This window comes from Thermodesulfobacterium sp., from assembly GCF_030445475.1.
Taxonomy (GTDB): domain Bacteria; phylum Desulfobacterota; class Thermodesulfobacteria; order Thermodesulfobacteriales; family Thermodesulfobacteriaceae; genus Thermodesulfobacterium; species Thermodesulfobacterium commune.
Window position 1 is genome coordinate 17,824 of the sequence record NZ_JASUTP010000007.1, and the last position, 15,699, is coordinate 33,522.

Annotated in this window: 21 protein-coding genes and 1 pseudogene; 12 read left to right on the forward strand and 10 right to left on the reverse strand. The window is 34.3% G+C overall.

The genetic code is table 11. The features are described from left to right. The 7 genes from PWP26_RS03800 to PWP26_RS03830 are packed head-to-tail and all read left to right on the forward strand — an operon-like array spanning position 1 to position 5,123. The gene (locus tag PWP26_RS03800; protein WP_301398981.1) at positions 1 to 798 is read left to right on the forward strand and encodes a hypothetical protein; all 798 of its coding nucleotides are present in this window, start codon (positions 1 to 3) and stop codon (positions 796 to 798) included. 2 nt (positions 799 to 800) lie between these two features. After that, positions 801 to 1,142 carry a hypothetical protein gene (locus PWP26_RS03805; RefSeq protein ID WP_301398982.1) on the forward strand — a complete coding sequence of 114 codons (342 nt, stop codon included), beginning with the start codon at positions 801 to 803 and terminating at the stop codon, positions 1,140 to 1,142. A gap of 15 nt (positions 1,143 to 1,157) precedes the next feature. Then, entirely contained in the window at positions 1,158 to 1,958 is an 801-nt protein-coding gene (locus PWP26_RS03810) for a hypothetical protein (RefSeq protein WP_038061152.1), read from the forward strand. Between the two features lie 16 nt (positions 1,959 to 1,974). Next, positions 1,975 to 2,355, forward strand: a complete 381-nt coding sequence (locus tag PWP26_RS03815; protein ID WP_235181306.1) for a PleD family two-component system response regulator — start codon at positions 1,975 to 1,977, stop codon at positions 2,353 to 2,355. A 4-nt stretch (positions 2,356 to 2,359) separates the two neighbouring features. Then, positions 2,360 to 3,412 carry a chemotaxis response regulator protein-glutamate methylesterase gene (locus PWP26_RS03820; RefSeq protein ID WP_301398983.1) on the forward strand — a complete coding sequence of 351 codons (1,053 nt, stop codon included), beginning with the start codon at positions 2,360 to 2,362 and terminating at the stop codon, positions 3,410 to 3,412. Further along, positions 3,405 to 4,214: a protein-glutamate O-methyltransferase CheR gene (locus PWP26_RS03825; protein WP_301398984.1), complete on the forward strand. Its 810-nt coding sequence runs from the start codon at positions 3,405 to 3,407 to the stop codon at positions 4,212 to 4,214. The genes PWP26_RS03820 and PWP26_RS03825 overlap by 8 nt, the downstream gene beginning before the upstream one ends. Positions 4,215 to 4,232: 18 nt before the next feature. Beyond that, a complete protein-coding gene (locus tag PWP26_RS03830) occupies positions 4,233 to 5,123 on the forward strand; it encodes a DnaJ C-terminal domain-containing protein (protein ID WP_038061141.1) in 891 nt (296 codons plus the stop codon). A 5-nt stretch (positions 5,124 to 5,128) separates the two neighbouring features. Here the strand turns inward: PWP26_RS03830 and PWP26_RS03835 are convergent, their stop codons facing one another. The 5 genes and pseudogenes from PWP26_RS03835 to PWP26_RS03855 form a co-directional block, all read right to left on the reverse strand. Then, positions 5,129 to 5,728, reverse strand: a complete 600-nt coding sequence (locus tag PWP26_RS03835; protein ID WP_038061139.1) for an HNH endonuclease — start codon at positions 5,726 to 5,728, stop codon at positions 5,129 to 5,131. Positions 5,729 to 5,731: 3 nt separating this feature from the next. Beyond that, complete coding sequence (locus PWP26_RS03840) at positions 5,732 to 6,781, reverse strand: hypothetical protein (protein ID WP_301398985.1); 1,050 nt, start codon at positions 6,779 to 6,781, stop codon at positions 5,732 to 5,734. Positions 6,782 to 6,994: 213 nt separating this feature from the next. Then, positions 6,995 to 7,816 carry a DUF169 domain-containing protein gene (locus PWP26_RS03845; RefSeq protein ID WP_038061135.1) on the reverse strand — a complete coding sequence of 274 codons (822 nt, stop codon included), beginning with the start codon at positions 7,814 to 7,816 and terminating at the stop codon, positions 6,995 to 6,997. A gap of 72 nt (positions 7,817 to 7,888) precedes the next feature. Continuing rightward, positions 7,889 to 8,284, reverse strand: coding sequence for an NAD-binding protein (locus tag PWP26_RS03850; RefSeq protein WP_301399006.1), 396 nt, complete (start codon positions 8,282 to 8,284; stop codon positions 7,889 to 7,891). Continuing rightward, positions 8,282 to 8,749: pseudogene (locus PWP26_RS03855) on the reverse strand (NAD(P)-dependent oxidoreductase); the annotation flags it as partial. The gene PWP26_RS03850 and the pseudogene PWP26_RS03855, both read right to left, overlap by 3 nt. Positions 8,750 to 8,906: 157 nt before the next feature. On the opposite strand from PWP26_RS03855, the gene PWP26_RS03860 reads away from it, so the two are divergent. The 5 genes from PWP26_RS03860 to PWP26_RS03880 all read left to right on the forward strand — a co-directional run bounded on the left by PWP26_RS03860 (position 8,907) and on the right by PWP26_RS03880 (position 12,260). Continuing rightward, positions 8,907 to 9,287, forward strand: coding sequence for a hypothetical protein (locus tag PWP26_RS03860; protein ID WP_273011620.1), 381 nt, complete (start codon positions 8,907 to 8,909; stop codon positions 9,285 to 9,287). 2 nt (positions 9,288 to 9,289) lie between these two features. After that, the gene (locus PWP26_RS03865; RefSeq protein ID WP_301398986.1) at positions 9,290 to 10,228 is read left to right on the forward strand and encodes a ketopantoate reductase family protein; all 939 of its coding nucleotides are present in this window, start codon (positions 9,290 to 9,292) and stop codon (positions 10,226 to 10,228) included. 109 nt (positions 10,229 to 10,337) lie between these two features. Beyond that, complete coding sequence (locus PWP26_RS03870; protein WP_273019113.1) at positions 10,338 to 10,685, forward strand: helix-turn-helix transcriptional regulator; 348 nt, start codon at positions 10,338 to 10,340, stop codon at positions 10,683 to 10,685. A 27-nt stretch (positions 10,686 to 10,712) separates the two neighbouring features. Beyond that, the gene (locus PWP26_RS03875; RefSeq protein ID WP_301398987.1) at positions 10,713 to 11,990 is read left to right on the forward strand and encodes a permease; all 1,278 of its coding nucleotides are present in this window, start codon (positions 10,713 to 10,715) and stop codon (positions 11,988 to 11,990) included. A gap of 30 nt (positions 11,991 to 12,020) precedes the next feature. After that, positions 12,021 to 12,260: a thioredoxin family protein gene (locus PWP26_RS03880; RefSeq protein WP_301398988.1), complete on the forward strand. Its 240-nt coding sequence runs from the start codon at positions 12,021 to 12,023 to the stop codon at positions 12,258 to 12,260. Here PWP26_RS03880 and PWP26_RS03885 read toward each other — a convergent pair. From PWP26_RS03885 to PWP26_RS03905, 5 genes are read right to left on the reverse strand one after another with little or no spacing between them, the layout of a single operon-like run. Next, positions 12,252 to 12,902 carry an energy-coupling factor ABC transporter ATP-binding protein gene (locus tag PWP26_RS03885; protein WP_273011824.1) on the reverse strand — a complete coding sequence of 217 codons (651 nt, stop codon included), beginning with the start codon at positions 12,900 to 12,902 and terminating at the stop codon, positions 12,252 to 12,254. The two genes, PWP26_RS03880 and PWP26_RS03885, sit on opposite strands and share 9 nt — an antisense overlap. 16 nt (positions 12,903 to 12,918) lie before the next feature. After that, positions 12,919 to 13,662 carry a cobalt ECF transporter T component CbiQ gene (cbiQ, locus tag PWP26_RS03890; protein ID WP_287568640.1) on the reverse strand — a complete coding sequence of 248 codons (744 nt, stop codon included), beginning with the start codon at positions 13,660 to 13,662 and terminating at the stop codon, positions 12,919 to 12,921. Positions 13,663 to 13,669: 7 nt separating this feature from the next. Further along, positions 13,670 to 14,293 (reverse strand): hypothetical protein, encoded by a 624-nt coding sequence (locus PWP26_RS03895; RefSeq protein WP_287568639.1) that lies wholly within the window; start codon positions 14,291 to 14,293, stop codon positions 13,670 to 13,672. Continuing rightward, entirely contained in the window at positions 14,283 to 14,888 is a 606-nt protein-coding gene (gene cbiM / locus PWP26_RS03900; protein ID WP_038061122.1) for a cobalt transporter CbiM, read from the reverse strand. Before cbiM ends, PWP26_RS03895 begins: the two co-directional genes overlap by 11 nt. Continuing rightward, positions 14,889 to 15,686 (reverse strand): DUF4198 domain-containing protein, encoded by a 798-nt coding sequence (locus PWP26_RS03905; protein WP_301398990.1) that lies wholly within the window; start codon positions 15,684 to 15,686, stop codon positions 14,889 to 14,891. Between the last annotated feature and the right edge of the window lie 13 nt (positions 15,687 to 15,699).

Here is a 15,699-nt window from a genome sequence, read left to right on the forward strand (position 1 = left end):
TTGGAAGAAGAACTAAAAAAAGATTTAGAAGACATCAAAAAAGATGTAGAACAAACTTCTTCAGAAGAAATAAAAGAACCATCTCAATCTGAAAAACAAGAGGAGGGAAAAGTCGAACAGAAAACCAAAGAAGAAATTCTTCCTCCTGAAAAAGCCTCTACATTAGTAGAAGAATTGATAGAAAAACCTGAAGAGTCTGTTTCTAAAGAAATACCTTCAGAAAAGACACCTAAACCCTCTAAAATAAGTTATTTAGAAAAATTTAAAAATCCATGGATATGGGGTATATTAGGGTCTACAGTACTTCTTTTGGCAGGCATTTTTTTTATATTTAAAATCTTCTTTTTTAAAGAACCTAAAGAACCTCAGCAAACTTCTAAGGTTGAGCCTCTCTCTGAAATAACCGAATCTTCGGTAGAGAAAAAAACACCTGTAAACGCCTCCGAAACTTCAAAGGTCTCTAAAATCATCATTTCTCAAATAGAACAAAAAGACACTTACTATCCCTATAAACTTGAAATGAAAGAACTTTTAATCCCTGTAGGAAATAAAGATTATTTAAATGTAGATGCGGTGTTCTATTTCGATAACAGCACCACGATGAAAGAAATCGTATTTTCAGAAACAGCTTACCGAGAATTTCTCTACGAAAAGCTACAAAAAGTACCTTTATCTGTTTGGTTTGATGGAAGCAAGAAAAAGGAATTAGAAGAAAATTTAAAAGAAGAAATCAAAAAAAAGGGAATAACTCCAGTGCCACAGAAAATAGAAATAGAGGGAGTGGTGTTTAGGGGTTAAGGATGAGTGGTTTGACTATTACTTTTTTGATCATTCTCGTGATGGTAGATCTTCTGATGATAGCAGGGTTTGTGTTTTTTTATCTAAAATTTAAAAAGGTGTTTGACCTTCCATGGGAAGAAATCAAAGAAAGTATAGAAAGGGCTCAAGAGTTGGTAAAAAAATTAGAAGAACTTCAAAAGGCATCAAAACCTTTAGTAGAAGGAAGGGGTAAAGATAGGTCGGTTAAAGACCAGGTTTTTTATCTTTCAGAAAGAGGTTTAAGTTCTAAAGAAATAGCTAAGCAGCTTAAAATAAGTGAAGCAGAGGTAGAGGTTATTTTATCCTCTAAAAAATTAAGGTAAAAATAAGATAAACCCATGCAAATAACAGCCCCTGCACCGATACTTTATCTTCCAGAAAACCTTTGGTTTCTTTTTAGTCGACCGGGTAGAGAGTTAGTTATCAGGGTTGTAGGAATAGAGGGTAAAACCTTAAATCTCGAGTTAGGAGGAGAAAAATTTCAAGCAAAGATAGCTGGGACAGTAAATCCAGAGGATTTTAAGGTCGGAGAAAATATCAGGGTAAAGGTTTTGCAAACAGGAAACCCGGTGGTACTTCAGGTTGTTTCTGGAGAAAAAACCAGTAGTGATTTAAAAATTTTATATATTCTATCTCAAGCAGGGAAAAAGGAAAATATTAACTCTTCTTATGTAAAAGAAGAATTAAATCTCCTTTCTACCTTATTCACAGATCTTTTTATCAAAAAAGACAAAAAAAATAAACCCTTAGAAGAAAGTATTAAAGAACTTTTAGGTGACAAAGTTAAAGCTGCAACTCTTTTTTACCAGGAAGATAGTTTTTTTATCCCCTTTCTGTTTAATGATGAACGTTCTTGGGGATACATAGAATTAGGTCCTCCTCAAGAAAGAAAAGGAAAAATCAAACTTTTTTATCTTAAGTTTTATGGAGAATATTTAGGACTGGTTGAATGTTTTTTCAGTTATGACGAAAAAGAAATACTTTTGGAACTTTATTTTTATAATAAGGAAGCATATGAACTTGCTAAGATGGAATATAAAAATTTAAAGAACCTCTTTCTTTTTAGCCAAAATAAGATTATAATTAAAATATCTTATGAAGAAAGTCTGCCAGGGTCTATAATAGAAAAACGTGTTTAAAAAGTTTTAAAGAGGTATGATAAGGATGAAAAAAGCAATGGTAGTAGACGATTCTAGTGCTATCAGGCAAATAGAGAGAAAATATCTAGAAGAGATGGGGTTTGAAGTATTAGAGGCGGAGAACGGAGAAGAAGCCTTAAAGGTTCTTAACGAGCATCCGGACGTTCAACTTATTTTACTTGACTGGCATATGCCAGTAATGAATGGTTATGAATTTCTATTAAAACTGCGTGCCAACCCTAAATGGTCTGATATCAAGGTTATGATGGTTACCACAGAAAACCAACAAAAAAGTGTAATAGATGCCATTCTAGCAGGGGCTAATGAATACTTGATGAAGCCTTTTGATAAAGAGATGCTTGAAACAAAGATTAAGTTTCTTTTAGAGGGGTTCTAAACTTATGATCCGTGTCCTTGTAGTTGACGATTCTGCTATCATGAGAAAATTGATAGTAGATATCTTAAAAGAAGAAAAAGATATAGAAGTAGTCGATACTGCCAAAAATGGTCGTGAAGCGATAGAAAAGGCTAAAGCTTTAAAGCCTGATGTTATCACATTAGACATCGAAATGCCTGAGATGGATGGACTTGAGGCATTAAAAATTCTCAAAAAAGAGGTACCATCTGCTAAGGTTATTATGTTTTCTTCTTTAACCCAAGAAGGAGCTAAAGCAACTATTGAGGCACTTGCTTTAGGGGCATACGACTTTGTTCCTAAACCTTCTACTAAATCTTTTTTAGAAAGTGTAAAACAGATCAAGGATCAGCTCATACCTAAAATAAAAAGCGTTGTTCCTATAAAAAGAATATCACCTATCTATCGTCCTTCTCCGGTTAAAAAGGTTTTAAAAACAGATAATTTTAATGTTTTAGGTATAGGTGTTTCTACAGGTGGTCCACAAACCTTGATGCAGATTATTCCCAAACTTCCTAAAAATTTCCCTGTTCCTATCCTCATCGTTCAACACATGCCTCCTCTTTTTACTAAGCAACTTGCAGAGCGTCTTGATGGTCTATCTCAACTAACAGTAAAAGAAGGAGAGCAGGGAGAACCGATAAAAGCTGGGGTGGTTTACATAGCCCCTGGAGATTTTCATATGGTAGTTAAAAAAGAGAACGAAATACATAAAATTCGTCTTCATCAAGGACCACCCAGAAATTTCTGCCGTCCTGCGGTAGATGAACTGTTTGAATCTATAGCCGAGACCTATGATGGAAGTTCGGTAGGACTTATTTTGACAGGTATGGGTAGCGATGGTAAAGAGGGGGCTAAAAAGATAAAAGAACAGGGTGGGGTAATTTTAGCACAAGATGCTGAAACATCAGTTGTCTTTGGAATGCCTAAGGCTGTAATAGAAGCTGGATTAGCAGATGAAGTTTTAAGCTTAGAGCAGATCCCTCAAAGGTTAAAAGAAATTTTTAAGGTACAAGAAAATGCAAAGAGAGATGTTTGAGTTTTTTACAACTCTGGTTGAAAAAATAAGTGGTATTTCCTATAAAGAAGGTAAAGAATACTTGATAGAGAGCAGGTTAAACGAGCTTGCTTTAACCTTGGGATATAACAATGCAGAAGAACTTTATAAAATAGTAAAATCAAGACCTGACTATAAATTAATAAACGAAATTGTAGATTCTCTGACTACCAATGAGACTTATTTTTTTAGAGACCAACATCCCTTTGATACTTTAAAAAACCAGATTTTTCCTGAGTTGTTTAAAAAAAGAGAGAAAGAAAAGAAAATATCTATTTGGTCTGCCGCTTGTTCAACCGGTCAAGAGCCTTATAGCATTGCTTTACTTCTTCACGAATATTTCCAATCTTATTTAAAGACTTATCAAATAGATATCTATGCTACGGATATCTCCAAAAAAAGTATAGAAAAGGCTAAAACTGGAGTTTACAACCAAATAGAGGTCAACAGAGGATTACCTGTGGTATTTTTGGTCAAGCATTTTAAACAAGAAGGAGCTCACTGGAAAATAAACGATAACCTAAAAAATATGGTCCGTTTTGAGATTTTAAACCTTCTTGAAGTCTCGCAAAAAGTAAAGACTAAATTTGATATTATTTTTTGTCGCTATGTTCTGATATATTTTTCTCAAGAAACCAAACAAAAAGTTTTTAGAGATTTGTGGAATGTATTAAACCCTGGCGGTTATTTAATTTTAGGAGCTACAGAGATAGCTCCGGTTTCTTTTCCAGATATGGAAAAGAAAATCTTAGGAAAAACCGTCTGTTATTATAAAAAAGATTAACTTCAAAAAACTTAGCCTATGGACTTTAGACAATTTAACTCCTTTGAAGAAGCTAAAAGATTTTTTAGAGAAACGGTTAAGAAACTTCATCCTGATAGAGGAGGAGATAAAGAAGCATTTTTAGAGTTTTTAAAAAGTTATGAGGAGTTTTTTCAATCCTATCAGACGGCTTCTAAAGTTAAAGTTTTAAAAAATCCTGTTTTAAAAGGAAATTATTTTTTTTCTGTTTTAGAGTTAACGGTAGAAGAGGTAGCCCTTGGGGGAAAAAAGAAAATTACCATCCCTGGAGAAGAGAAAGTCTGCCCAAAATGTGAAGGATTAGGTAAGAAAAAAGATGGTGCATATTCACAATGTGGTTTCTGTAAAGGCAGTGGTTTTGTAGAAACTTATGACCAAAGAAAAGAGGCGATCTCTTATCTTACCTGCCCTTATTGTAAAGGGCAGGGTGTCATCCTCACTGAAAAATGTGAAGAATGTAAAGGTAAAGGGTATGTTAAATTACTTAACGAGTTTTGGTTGGATATACCTTTAGGATTAAAAGAAGGAGATTATATATATGTAGAAAAGGAAAGTTTAGGGGTTGACTATGATCTTTATTTAGAAGTAATCATTAAACCTCATCCTTATTTCTCTCTTGAAGATGGAAACCTAAAATATCGCTGTCAAATTCCTTTTTGGGAGATTCTGTTAAACGATTTCATCACCATCAAAACCTTAGAAGGGGAAGAGGTGGTTTCTTCTTCCCTTTTTACAGAAGGCCAACCTGTAATCCTTAAGGGTAGAGGTCCCTTTTTTCCCAACGGAAAAAGGGGAAATTTAATCGTTGATTACCATATTTATTTACCTAAAAAACTTCCTCCCAAAGCAAAAGACTTACTCAAAAAAGTAGTAGAATTAATAGAAAAATAGAAAGTTTAGTCTTCTATTATCCCAGCAAAGTCTAAAAACACCTTCCATACTTCCTTTTTATGTTTTGGGAACTCTTCCAAGATAAGAGATTGCCATTTAGGTGGTTTTGGAGTTTTTAAAAGTTTTAATCCTGCTTCTTCAGGGGTTTTATTACCTTTTTTTAAGTTACATTTTTTACAACAAAGGACTACGTTTGTCCAAACAGTTTTTCCTCCTCGGCTCTTAGGGATTATATGATCTATAGTTCTATCCTTAGGATTTTTTAGAAATTTTCCACAATACTGACAGGTAAAACCATCGCGTAAAAACAAATTCTGTCTAGAAAAAATAACTTCAGTTTTAGGAAGTCTTTCATAAAAAGGTAAATATATAGCCTCAGGTATAAGTATAGAAATAGAAGGACTTTTAATTAACTGAGCCCCGTTTTCATAAAACTTGCTTACTTTTATCCATTCCTCAAACGTATGGGTAGTCCAATCTGAGGTTATTACCTTTGCAGTACCTTTAACTAAATGGCAAATAGCCTTCTGTACAGTAGTTATCTGTATTGCCTGGTAATACTTGTTTAAAACTAAAACCTTTTCGTTTAAAAGTGATTTTTTCATTTATTATAAGTTAAGGGTTTGTTTAAATCGTTTAAGCCATTCCAAGGCTTTTAAAGCTAAGTCTTCAGAAAGACTTCCTAAACCACAGGCAGGAGTAAACAAACTCTTTTTTAACAGTTCTTCCTCAGAAAATCCGAGCTTTACAGCAAGATCCTTCAACTGAGTCTCAAACTTTTTCATAATCTCTTCAAAACTTGTCTCTTTTAACTGAGTACTGTCTGTTGGTATAACTCCCCAGGCTAAATATTTATTCTCTTTTTTTAGAAAATTTCTAAGTTCTTCGGCATAAATACTTAATTTTTCGTAAAAATTAAAACTGTCAAAACTTAAGATATCTACTTCAGAGCTTAAAGGAAGATCCCAAGAGGTATTAGCACAGATGTGAATACCTATCATAAGGTTGAAGTTTTTTAAACCTGAGATTACCTCGTTTAACATGTTAAGGACTTCTTCTTTAGTAATGGTAATAAAAGATGATGAACCAAAACCTGCAAGACCTGGTTCATCAAGAAATAAAATTACGTTATAGGCGATCTCTTTAAGCTTTAATCCCTGAGCCAAGGCTTTAATCAGGACAAACTTGACGATAAGGTCTTTAAGGTCTTCCCTAAAAATGGGACTTTCTCCATTAGGTAGTTTTAAGCTTGAGGCTAAGGTAAAGGGGCCTGTGATTTGGCCTTTTACCATATTAGGTTTAATTTCAGAGGCTATTTCTAAAAAAAACTTAAAACCAAGGGCTGTAAATTCTGTAAGTTCAAAGTTAGCCAACTCAGACAACTGATTTTCTTCTATGATTTTCAGATATTTTTCATAAAAAATTATCATCTGTTCTTCAAAGTCAGGAGAAGATATATCTAAGATTTCTTTTTCCCAGTTAAAACCTGGAAAGCCTTCGTTAAACTGAACGAGCATTCCTTCGTTTTTACGTTTAGATAGTTGAGGCCAAGCAGGTATGTCTAAGTATTCAAAAACCATTTTTACCGCTTTTTCAGGTTCAGAAAAAGGAAGACTGCCTATATGAGTGGTTTTTAAGTTTTGAACGATAGCCTCCATAAGATAAAACCCCCTTAATCTTGATAAATTACCAAAAAGTTTTTATAACTTTAACTAAAAATTTAGATAAAGGCAAGACAGAACAAAGAGTTTTTTCCAAGATTTTTATACAAGGTTCCTATAGGGTTCTTAAGATCAGAAACTTTATTTTACATAATATACATTATCGGAAGTTGTTTTTAAGGAACTACAGATGTAAATTATACAGACAGATTATAAAAATTTAGAAAGACTTTTCCAAACATTCCTTTCGAAAAAACTACCTTCTACATTTTCTTCCATTTCTAAAAACATTTCATAAGGAACAGCAAAAGTAAAAAGGTTATCTCCAAGTTGTTTTCTAACATTTTTTCTTGCTGAAAGGTCTGTCAATCCAACTACTGCTTTTTGTGGAACTGATTCTCTTTGTTTATACGCATAGATACCAATTGCCTGACACCCTGCACCCCAGGGAATGATTACACTATCCAAAAAACTGTTTCTCCCATAGTTTGCAAGAACAACAAGAGCAGAAAGTTGATGAGGGTTAACAGGAAAGACAATTACAACAGGTCTTTCTTCATGAATGTCTACATCTTTTAAAGGTTTAAACACCACATATTTTGTCGGAACTTCCATCATAGGTAACTCTTCTACAAACTTTTTTACCTGTTCAGGAGTTTTCAAATACCTTTCTCCTTCTAAAAAATCTTCAAGAAATTCTTTAGTTACATACGGTTTTAGATTTTCTGCTACAATTTTACCCTTCTCCCAGTTTTTATTTCCTGAAGAAAGAAAATAATAAAAACACTCAATCCCTCCTGGGAAATCAAGATATTTATTTCCAAAACCTAACCCCACTCCTCCACCCCAACATCCATAAGTTTTTCTGTCAAAAACAGCTGTTTTTCCTTTTGCTACATTTACAAAAAGCCACATTACACATCCCCATCTTCCTTCTTTAAATTGTAAAGCATTTTCAGGTTTTACATCCGACCATATTACAGCAACTGGATTAAATTGCATTTTTAAAGCTTCTGCAATTTTACTTATCATTTTTTTCCTCCTGCAATAATTTTTATAACAAAATATGACGATATAAAATAATTTTGTAACCAAGCTTAAAGACTACTCAGTCTTAAAAATCTTATACACCACAGAAAAGTCTAGATGACCTAAATCTTTGCTTCTGGCAAAACCGTAAACCTCTTTTACGTTCTGCAGAACCATGCTAAAGGCTTTAAAATCTTTGAATAAGTCCTGAGCATAGTGAAGGTCTTTATACATCAACTCAACAGAAAAATGCGGTTCAAATTTCTCTTCAAGAAGCTTTTGTTTTTTTACTTCAAGAACATAAGACCGTCCAGCTCCGTTAGAAAGTACCTCTAAAAGAAGTTCTTTTTCTAAACCAGCCTTTTCTCCTATGGCCATAGCTTCAGCAAGAACTGCCATGTAACCACCTAATACCATGTTATTTATAAGTTTCAGTTTAGTAGCTTTTCCTACTTCACCTAAGTAAATCATATTACGACAAAATTTTTCAAAAATATCCTTTGCTTCCTCAAATTTATTTTGATCACCACCAACCAAAACGGTTAACTCACCCCTTTGTGCCGGGATAACAGAACCAAGCAGAGGAGCTTCTAAATAATACGCCCCTTTTTGTTTTAACTCTTTTTCGGCTTCAACCACATATCGATAATGGTTGGTGGTTAAATCTATGATGGTCTTCCCCTGAATATCACCCTCGACAAGACCGTCTTTTCCAAAAATAACCTTTTTGGAAGCCTCACTGTCAGAAACTATGATAAAAACTTTATCTACCATAGAAATCAAGTCTTTGGGTGTTTCTACCAACTCAAGTTCCAACTGTTTAGCTTTTTCTTTAGACCTATTCCAAATGATTAACTCAACACCTTGCGAAATTAATCTTTTAGCTATCTCTCTGCCTAAGGTACCAAGCCCTATAAAACCTATCTTCATAAAGTCTACCTCCTGTTTTTGTTTTTAATTTTATTTTAATTAAAAACATATGATAAGACAAGAAAACTTCGTCTACCCTTTTAAAATACAAGAAACGCAGCTTTATAAAATAAAGGAAGATGTTATAATTACCACCAAAGACTACTTATCAAGGAGGTTTAGCTTGAAGTCCTGGGTTATTTATGTATTTGGGAGATGGATATTACTTTCTGGAATAGCTGGGGCCTTGATGCAGTATCTATTGAGTGATATGTTAAAAATCCATACCATACCTGCTTTTTTACTCAACCAATTCATCTTAGCTAATGTATTCTGGTTTATAGATAAAGCCATCTTTAAAGGTTATTTTAGTATTCCACATATTACTCTCTGGCAGATAGAAAAAAACGTAAAGTGCGCTGATTGCGGGACTGTTGGCGAAGGTTATAGAGTAGTAAAAGCCAAAAACTATGATCGTTTGAACGACCCCGAACCCGAATTTAGATGTCCAACCTGCAGAGAACGTAAACTTGAAGAATTAAGAAAAAGAGGTATAGAGGTGTAAGGATGAAAATATTAATCTTTGGTTTAGGGGCTTTAGGAACGGTTTTTGCTGTTTCTCTAAAGAATGCTGGGCACACTGTCTATGCCTTTGTCAAAGAAAAGTATCTTGATCAGCTAAAAAATAAACCTCTTCAAATAACCGGACTTTTTGGTGATAAACAAGCTTATATAGACCAATATTTTACCAACCCAGAAGATTTAAAACTCTTAGACCTTGATTTGATAATCCTTACCGTAAAAGCTTTTGACACCGAAAAGGCTCTTTCTCAGATAAAAAATTTTATTAAGCCTAACACGCTACTCTTAATAGCTCAAAATGGCTATGGAAATTACGAAAAAGCTATCCAAATTTTTCCTAAAAATCAAGTAATCCTTTCAAGGATTATCTTTGGAGCTAAAGTAATTTCACCAGGAATGGCAGAAGTAACTGTTTTTGGAGATGATGTCGTCATAGGTCAACCAGAAAAAGCCATTCCTAAAGAAACTTTAGAAAAAATAGCCCAAATCTTCACCCAGGCAGGTATACCTACCAGGGTTTCGGAAGATGTATATGCCATCCTATGGGAGAAAATCATCTACAATTCAGCCTTAAACCCTTTAGGTGCCCTTTTAGAAAGAACCTATGGGGAGCTTGCTGAAAACTATGAAACTCGATTTATCATGGACCAAATAATAGACGAAATTTTCACAGTTTTAAAGACATACAACATCCAGCTTAGATGGAAATCTTCTGAGGAATATAAAGAGCACTTTTATCAAAGACTTATTCCTCCTACAGCCGGTCATTATCCCTCTATGTATTATGACCTCAAAAACGGTAAAAAGACAGAAATAGACGCTTTAAATGGTGCCATCGTAAACCTTGCAGAGCAGAAAGGATTAGAAACTCCGGTTAACAAGTTTATTACCCTTCTGGTAAAACTTAGAGAAAAAGTCACTTAATCTTTTATCCAAAACGATCACCCTTTCACTTTTTAATTTTTAAAATACATCTTGACATATTGCTATTTTGCTATATTTTAAAAATTATATCTAAAAGGAGTGTTATAACATGAATAAAATGTATCAATTCTCCAAGTTATTTAAAGCCCTTTCAGACCCAACTAGACTTGAAATCATCGTTTATTTATCGATAAGACCTCATTGTGTATGTGAGTTAGTAAACCTTATAGGTTCTTCTCAACCCACCGTTTCACGACATCTTCAAGTATTAACCGAGGCAGGAATAACGACTTATCAAAAAACTAAATCGTTTATTGTATATAAACTTTCACCAAAAGATGAATTTATAGCCAAAGTTATAAAGGAGTTGCTTGAAGAAATGAAAAAGCAATCTTTATATACAAGTTTATCCGCTAAAACTACTCTTGAGTCTGAATTCGTAAAACCAGACAGATAAAACCTGATAACAGGAGGTATATTTTAAATGTTAAAAGAACTTAAGTTTTTGTTGATTGCGGCGTTTGTTTTTTTGTTCTTTTATTTTTTACCTGCTGAACAAAGGGTTATAGAAGGTTTAAAAGAAGCTGTCTATTTAACGCATGAATATGCAAGAGAACACGTAATTTTTTGTTTATTACCAGCACTTTTCATAGCAGGCGCTATTTCTACTTTTCTCTCAGAGGCTTCTGTGATGAAATATTTAGGAGCACAGGCTCCAAAAGTTGTTTCCTATAGCGTAGCCAGTGTTTCAGGAACCATTCTTGCTGTTTGTTCTTGCACCGTCCTTCCTATTTTTGCGGGGATTTATTTTAGAGGAGCAGGCATTGGTCCTGCTACTACCTTTCTTTATTCTGGTCCTGCTATCAACGTATTAGCTATAGTGCTTACAGGGAAAATCTTAGGTATCCACATAGGGATGGCAAGAGCCATAGGGGCTATAGCAGGAAGTATCATAGTAGGATTACTTATGGCCTATATTTTTAGAAAAGAAGAAATAAAAAGGTTAGGTGAAGTAGAAATTCCTCAAACCTTAAAAACCATTCCTTTTTACCAGAAGGTGGTATTACTCTCAACTTTGGTTGGTGTTCTTATTTTTGCCACCTGGGGTGGTAAGGAAGGTTTAGCTGGATTTATCTTTAATATAAAATGGTATCTTGTTTGCTTTTTAGCTATATTACTCGGAATGCAGGTAGTTTTTTGGTTTAAAGTTTCAGCTATTTATTTAATACTCACTGGATTTTTTGTGGTTTTAACGCAATTGTTGTTACATGAAAAGGAGATATCCTTCCTTGTAGGTTTGGTAGGTTTTAGCTACGCTCTTTATAAGACAAAAGGAGACATGGAAAAATGGTTTCAAAGCACCTATCTTTTAGGTAAACAAATTTTACCTTTACTTCTGGCTGGGGTTTTTGTGGCAGGTTTCTTTTTAGGAAGACCGGGACACGAAGCCTTTATACCTTCTTTCTATGTCAACTCTTTAGTAGGAGGTAATTCCCTTTTAGCCAACTTTTTTGCCAGTGTATTGGGGGTTTTGATGTATTTTGCTACTTTAACTGAAGTTCCGATCATCCAAGGGCTTTTAGGGGCTGGTATGGGATATGGCCCTGCCCTTGCTCTTTTACTTACCGGTCCAAGTGTAAGTTTGCCAAGTCTTTTAGTCTTAAAAAGTATCTGGGGTGTTAAGAAAACTTTTGTTTACGCATTTATAGTAATCTTTTTAGGCACCATTTCTGGATATATTTTTGGGATGATAAACTCTTAAAAAACTTTAAAAATAGTTAGGGGGTTGGTTATGCAGAGGTTTGTAAAGGTTTTTGGACCAGGTTGTTTAAAATGTGAAACCCTTTATGAAAACGTTAAAAAAGCTGCTCAGGAATTAGGAATAGAGGTGTTTATAGAAAAGGTTCAGGACATAAAACAAATGGCACTTTTTGGTGTATTTAAAACACCTGCCTTATGGATAGACGGACAGTTAGTTTCGCAAGGAGAGTTATTGTCTGTAGAAGAAATAAAAAAACTACTCTCAAAGTAACTGAAAGAGTTTACCCTTTTCTAACTTAAAAATTTTATTGCTAACCTCTTTGAGGAAATCTTTTTCATGAGAAACGATAAGATAGGTAGATTGCGTTTTTAAAAATTCTATGAGTTTGGCTTTACTTTGTTCATCAAGTCCTGCAGAAGGTTCATCCAGAAGATAACATACTGGATTCATGGCAAAAATTCCTGCTAAGGCAACCAACCTTTTTTCCCCACCTGAAAGTTTATAAACTGGACGTTCCAAGAGATGGGTTATTCCAAAAAAGTGGGCTACTTTATCTATTATCTCTTTAACTTCTTCATGACTTTTTCCCAAGTTAAGAGGACCAAAGGCTATGTCTTCTTTAACCGTAGGACAAAAAAGTTGAGAGTCTGAATCTTGAAATAAAAGCCCTATTTTTTGTCTAACCTCTATAAAGTCTTTTTCTTCTTTTCTTTCTTTTTCTAAAATAATTATCTTTCCTTTTAAAGGTTTAAGAAACCCCATGATAATGTAAAGAAGGGTGGTTTTACCTGCTCCGTTAGGACCTATAAGACCTATTCTATCCCCTACCCTAACCTCTAACTCTAAATCATCAAGAATCACACGGTCGTTATACTTAAAAACTAGACCTTTTATGTCTATAACTTTTTCCATAGAGAAGGTATTATATTTAAAAAAAGAAAATTAAAAAGATAGTCGTTAAGAAAAAGAACCCAAAAAACAGGTCTAAAGGTTTTAGATAAAAATGGTTTAAAACAGGGAAAAAACCTTTAAATCCGCGAGCTAGCATCGCTCGGTAAACCTCTTCGGACCTCTCAAAACTTTTAATCAAAAGAAAAGCTATTAGATAACCATAGGTTTTGTAAGTTTGAAGACTGTTTTTAGGTACAAAACCTCTGGCTAATGCTGCCCTCTTGATTTTAAGATACTCCTCGTGCAGCACGGTGATATATCGGTAAAAAACAAAAAATACAGTCACAAGTTTTGCAGGAACCTTGAAATGAAGCAAGGCATGAGCCAACATAAAAACGTTTGAAGTGCCAAGTAACGCAATAGTAGCCATCAAAATAGCATTACACTTTAAGGTAATAAGTAAAGCCTGATATACCCCTTCAGCACTAATCTTCAGATAAGGAGTTTCTATAAGGTAAGGGTTTGACTTATACATAAAAGGAATAAAAACCCAAAAGAACACCAAAAAAACATTGGCAGGAAATAAACGGGCTAATACCTTTTTAAATTCAAGCTTTGCCAAAAACACAAGCCCAAAACCAATAAGAAAATAAACGAAGGGATGTAGAAAGCCCTTAGCACCTACACAAAAGATTACAAAAACTATAAAACTTACAAGTTTAACCCTTGGGTCAAGGATATGTAAAAGAGACCTTCCTTCTGCAAAAACCTCTAAATGCATTTTTTACCTAACCTTTCTCTTTTCTAGCTTTTAACATAGCTAACAAACCTAAAATCCCTATTATATAACCTATACCTCCAATAATGTCCTGGAACCTAACTCTGTTTAAGTCCTTTTTCAACTCCAGAAAATTTCCTTTAAAAGAAACTAACTCCTCAGATATAACCTCTTTAACCACAACTTTTAACATTTCTCTATCGATTTCTACATTTTTTGAATTAGTTATTTTCATGCTCTCGACATCTTTTTTGTTTTGTAGATCAACTCTTTCTTTTTTTGTTATATTTTCTTTTGTTTTATCATTTGAAGCTACCTCTATAGAACCTTCTAATTTTTCCTCTGCTAAATGTCCTTCTCCTGCTATCAACCTTACCAACAAAGGTTCTTTTTCTTTTATCCTAACTTCAAACCTGCCCTTTTCGTCGGTTGTGGTTTGAGCTATTTTTTTTCCTTTCAAGGTATAAACTTCTATGGCACATTTCATACATGGAGCACCGTTTGCAAAATATCCTTCTCCAGAAATTTTTTCACCTTCTCTAAAAACAAATAGGTTCACCTTGTGGGCAAAACCATAGCTATACAAAAATAACACACAAAAGAAAAGTAATCCCAAAATAATTTTAACCCTCATTTTTAAACACCTCTGGCTTTATTTTTAACAGATATACCACAATAAAACCTGTTACCAAACCTTCTACCACGGCAATAGGTATATGGGCTATGATAAGGGTTTCACAGAGTATCAAAAACTTTTTTTCTGTGAGATAAAGAGAGAGCGCTGTAAAAAATCCTGCTCCTAACATACTTAGAAAGCCAGCTAAGAACCCAGAGATAAAAGATAGTTTTTGGTTTTCTCCTCTGATAAATCTTTTTAAAAGGTAGTAAGAGATCACACCAGGGAAAGCCATATTAAAGGTATTTATACCTAAGGTGGTAAAACCTCCAAATTGAAAAAAAAGGGCTTGAAGCAATAAACCTAAAAAGATGGCTACAAAGGAATTCCAGCCAAGGAGTATCCCTACCATTCCATTTAGTACTAAATGTGCAGCTGAAGGCCCTATAGGCACATGAATAAGAGAAGCGATAAAAAAGGCACTTGAAAGCACGGCTACTTCTGAGATTTTTCTGTGAGAAAGCTTTTTTAGGGCTATGGTTAAACCTATTAACGTTAAGCCCCACCCTGTTATCAAAACAGGAGGGGAAAGAACCCCCTCTGAAATATGCATTTATTTACCACCTTTCTTAGGCTTAGGATAGGCCTTTACCCAAATAACCGCATCTAATTCTAAAGGATACTCCTTTCCGTCATCTCCTTTTATCGTACCTCCATCAGTAATCGCGGAAAAACCCCACCATCCTTCCCAAGGCAGTGTATACTCAAAATAACCGTTTTCGTCGGTCTTTACTACCTGGGTAATCAAACTGTCATAAGGGGCTTTAAATCCTTGAGTATTTAAATATTCCACCTCAACCTCTACATTAGCTGCAGGTTTTCCGTCAACCAACACCCTTCCCTTAAACAAATTTCCCTCCCATAAGGCAAAAGGCTTAACCAAAGGAATTATCTCCACTTTTAGTCCAATAGGTTCATCCCACCCCTCTTCTTTTCCAAAAGCAGAAAAAACCACTTTAGTTATTTGTTGGATATATTTACCTTCAGCTGGTTCAAAATAAGGCTCTGGATCTACGTATAACTGATATAGACCTGGTTTGTTAAGACTTAAGTTGGTTACATATTTAGGAACCTTTTTGTTACTTCCCTTAGAAGAAGGTATATACTCTACCTTCCATTCCACAGGATATCTTTTGCCTTCTTCAAAAAGTTCACTTTTTTTAATCTTAAAATCCATGTGAGGCCCACCTTCCATAGGATGGGTAAACAAGGCTTCAACTCTAACTGGCTTCTTCTTATCAACCACGTTCTCTGTATCGGGCTTTAGCACCACAAAATGAGCATAAGAAAAAGTAGCACTTAACATTACAATAGATGTGCTTAAAATTACATTTTTTAAAAATTTTAGCATTTTAAACCTCCTT

What these genes read in the sequence shown, in the direction of transcription:
- PWP26_RS03870 (WP_273019113.1), top strand. Translation starts at nt 10,338, where the DNA reads ATGAATAAAATGTATCAATTCTCCAAGTTATTTAAAGCCCTTTCAGAC.
- PWP26_RS03885 (WP_273011824.1), bottom strand. Translation starts at nt 12,902, where the DNA reads ATGGAAAAAGTTATAGACATAAAAGGTCTAGTTTTTAAGTATAACGAC.
- PWP26_RS03845 (WP_038061135.1), bottom strand. Translation starts at nt 7,816, where the DNA reads ATGATAAGTAAAATTGCAGAAGCTTTAAAAATGCAATTTAATCCAGTT.
- PWP26_RS03850 (WP_301399006.1), bottom strand. Translation starts at nt 8,284, where the DNA reads ATGATTTACTTAGGTGAAGTAGGAAAAGCTACTAAACTGAAACTTATA.
- PWP26_RS03805 (WP_301398982.1), top strand. Translation starts at nt 801, where the DNA reads ATGAGTGGTTTGACTATTACTTTTTTGATCATTCTCGTGATGGTAGAT.
- PWP26_RS03840 (WP_301398985.1), bottom strand. Translation starts at nt 6,781, where the DNA reads ATGGAGGCTATCGTTCAAAACTTAAAAACCACTCATATAGGCAGTCTT.
- PWP26_RS03815 (WP_235181306.1), top strand. Translation starts at nt 1,975, where the DNA reads ATGATAAGGATGAAAAAAGCAATGGTAGTAGACGATTCTAGTGCTATC.
- PWP26_RS03835 (WP_038061139.1), bottom strand. Translation starts at nt 5,728, where the DNA reads ATGAAAAAATCACTTTTAAACGAAAAGGTTTTAGTTTTAAACAAGTAT.
- PWP26_RS03865 (WP_301398986.1), top strand. Translation starts at nt 9,290, where the DNA reads ATGAAAATATTAATCTTTGGTTTAGGGGCTTTAGGAACGGTTTTTGCT.
- cbiQ (WP_287568640.1), bottom strand. Translation starts at nt 13,662, where the DNA reads ATGCATTTAGAGGTTTTTGCAGAAGGAAGGTCTCTTTTACATATCCTT.
- PWP26_RS03820 (WP_301398983.1), top strand. Translation starts at nt 2,360, where the DNA reads ATGATCCGTGTCCTTGTAGTTGACGATTCTGCTATCATGAGAAAATTG.
- cbiM (WP_038061122.1), bottom strand. Translation starts at nt 14,888, where the DNA reads ATGCATATTTCAGAGGGGGTTCTTTCCCCTCCTGTTTTGATAACAGGG.
- PWP26_RS03830 (WP_038061141.1), top strand. Translation starts at nt 4,233, where the DNA reads ATGGACTTTAGACAATTTAACTCCTTTGAAGAAGCTAAAAGATTTTTT.
- PWP26_RS03895 (WP_287568639.1), bottom strand. Translation starts at nt 14,293, where the DNA reads ATGAGGGTTAAAATTATTTTGGGATTACTTTTCTTTTGTGTGTTATTT.
- PWP26_RS03880 (WP_301398988.1), top strand. Translation starts at nt 12,021, where the DNA reads ATGCAGAGGTTTGTAAAGGTTTTTGGACCAGGTTGTTTAAAATGTGAA.
- PWP26_RS03810 (WP_038061152.1), top strand. Translation starts at nt 1,158, where the DNA reads ATGCAAATAACAGCCCCTGCACCGATACTTTATCTTCCAGAAAACCTT.
- PWP26_RS03905 (WP_301398990.1), bottom strand. Translation starts at nt 15,686, where the DNA reads ATGCTAAAATTTTTAAAAAATGTAATTTTAAGCACATCTATTGTAATG.
- PWP26_RS03825 (WP_301398984.1), top strand. Translation starts at nt 3,405, where the DNA reads ATGTTTGAGTTTTTTACAACTCTGGTTGAAAAAATAAGTGGTATTTCC.
- PWP26_RS03875 (WP_301398987.1), top strand. Translation starts at nt 10,713, where the DNA reads ATGTTAAAAGAACTTAAGTTTTTGTTGATTGCGGCGTTTGTTTTTTTG.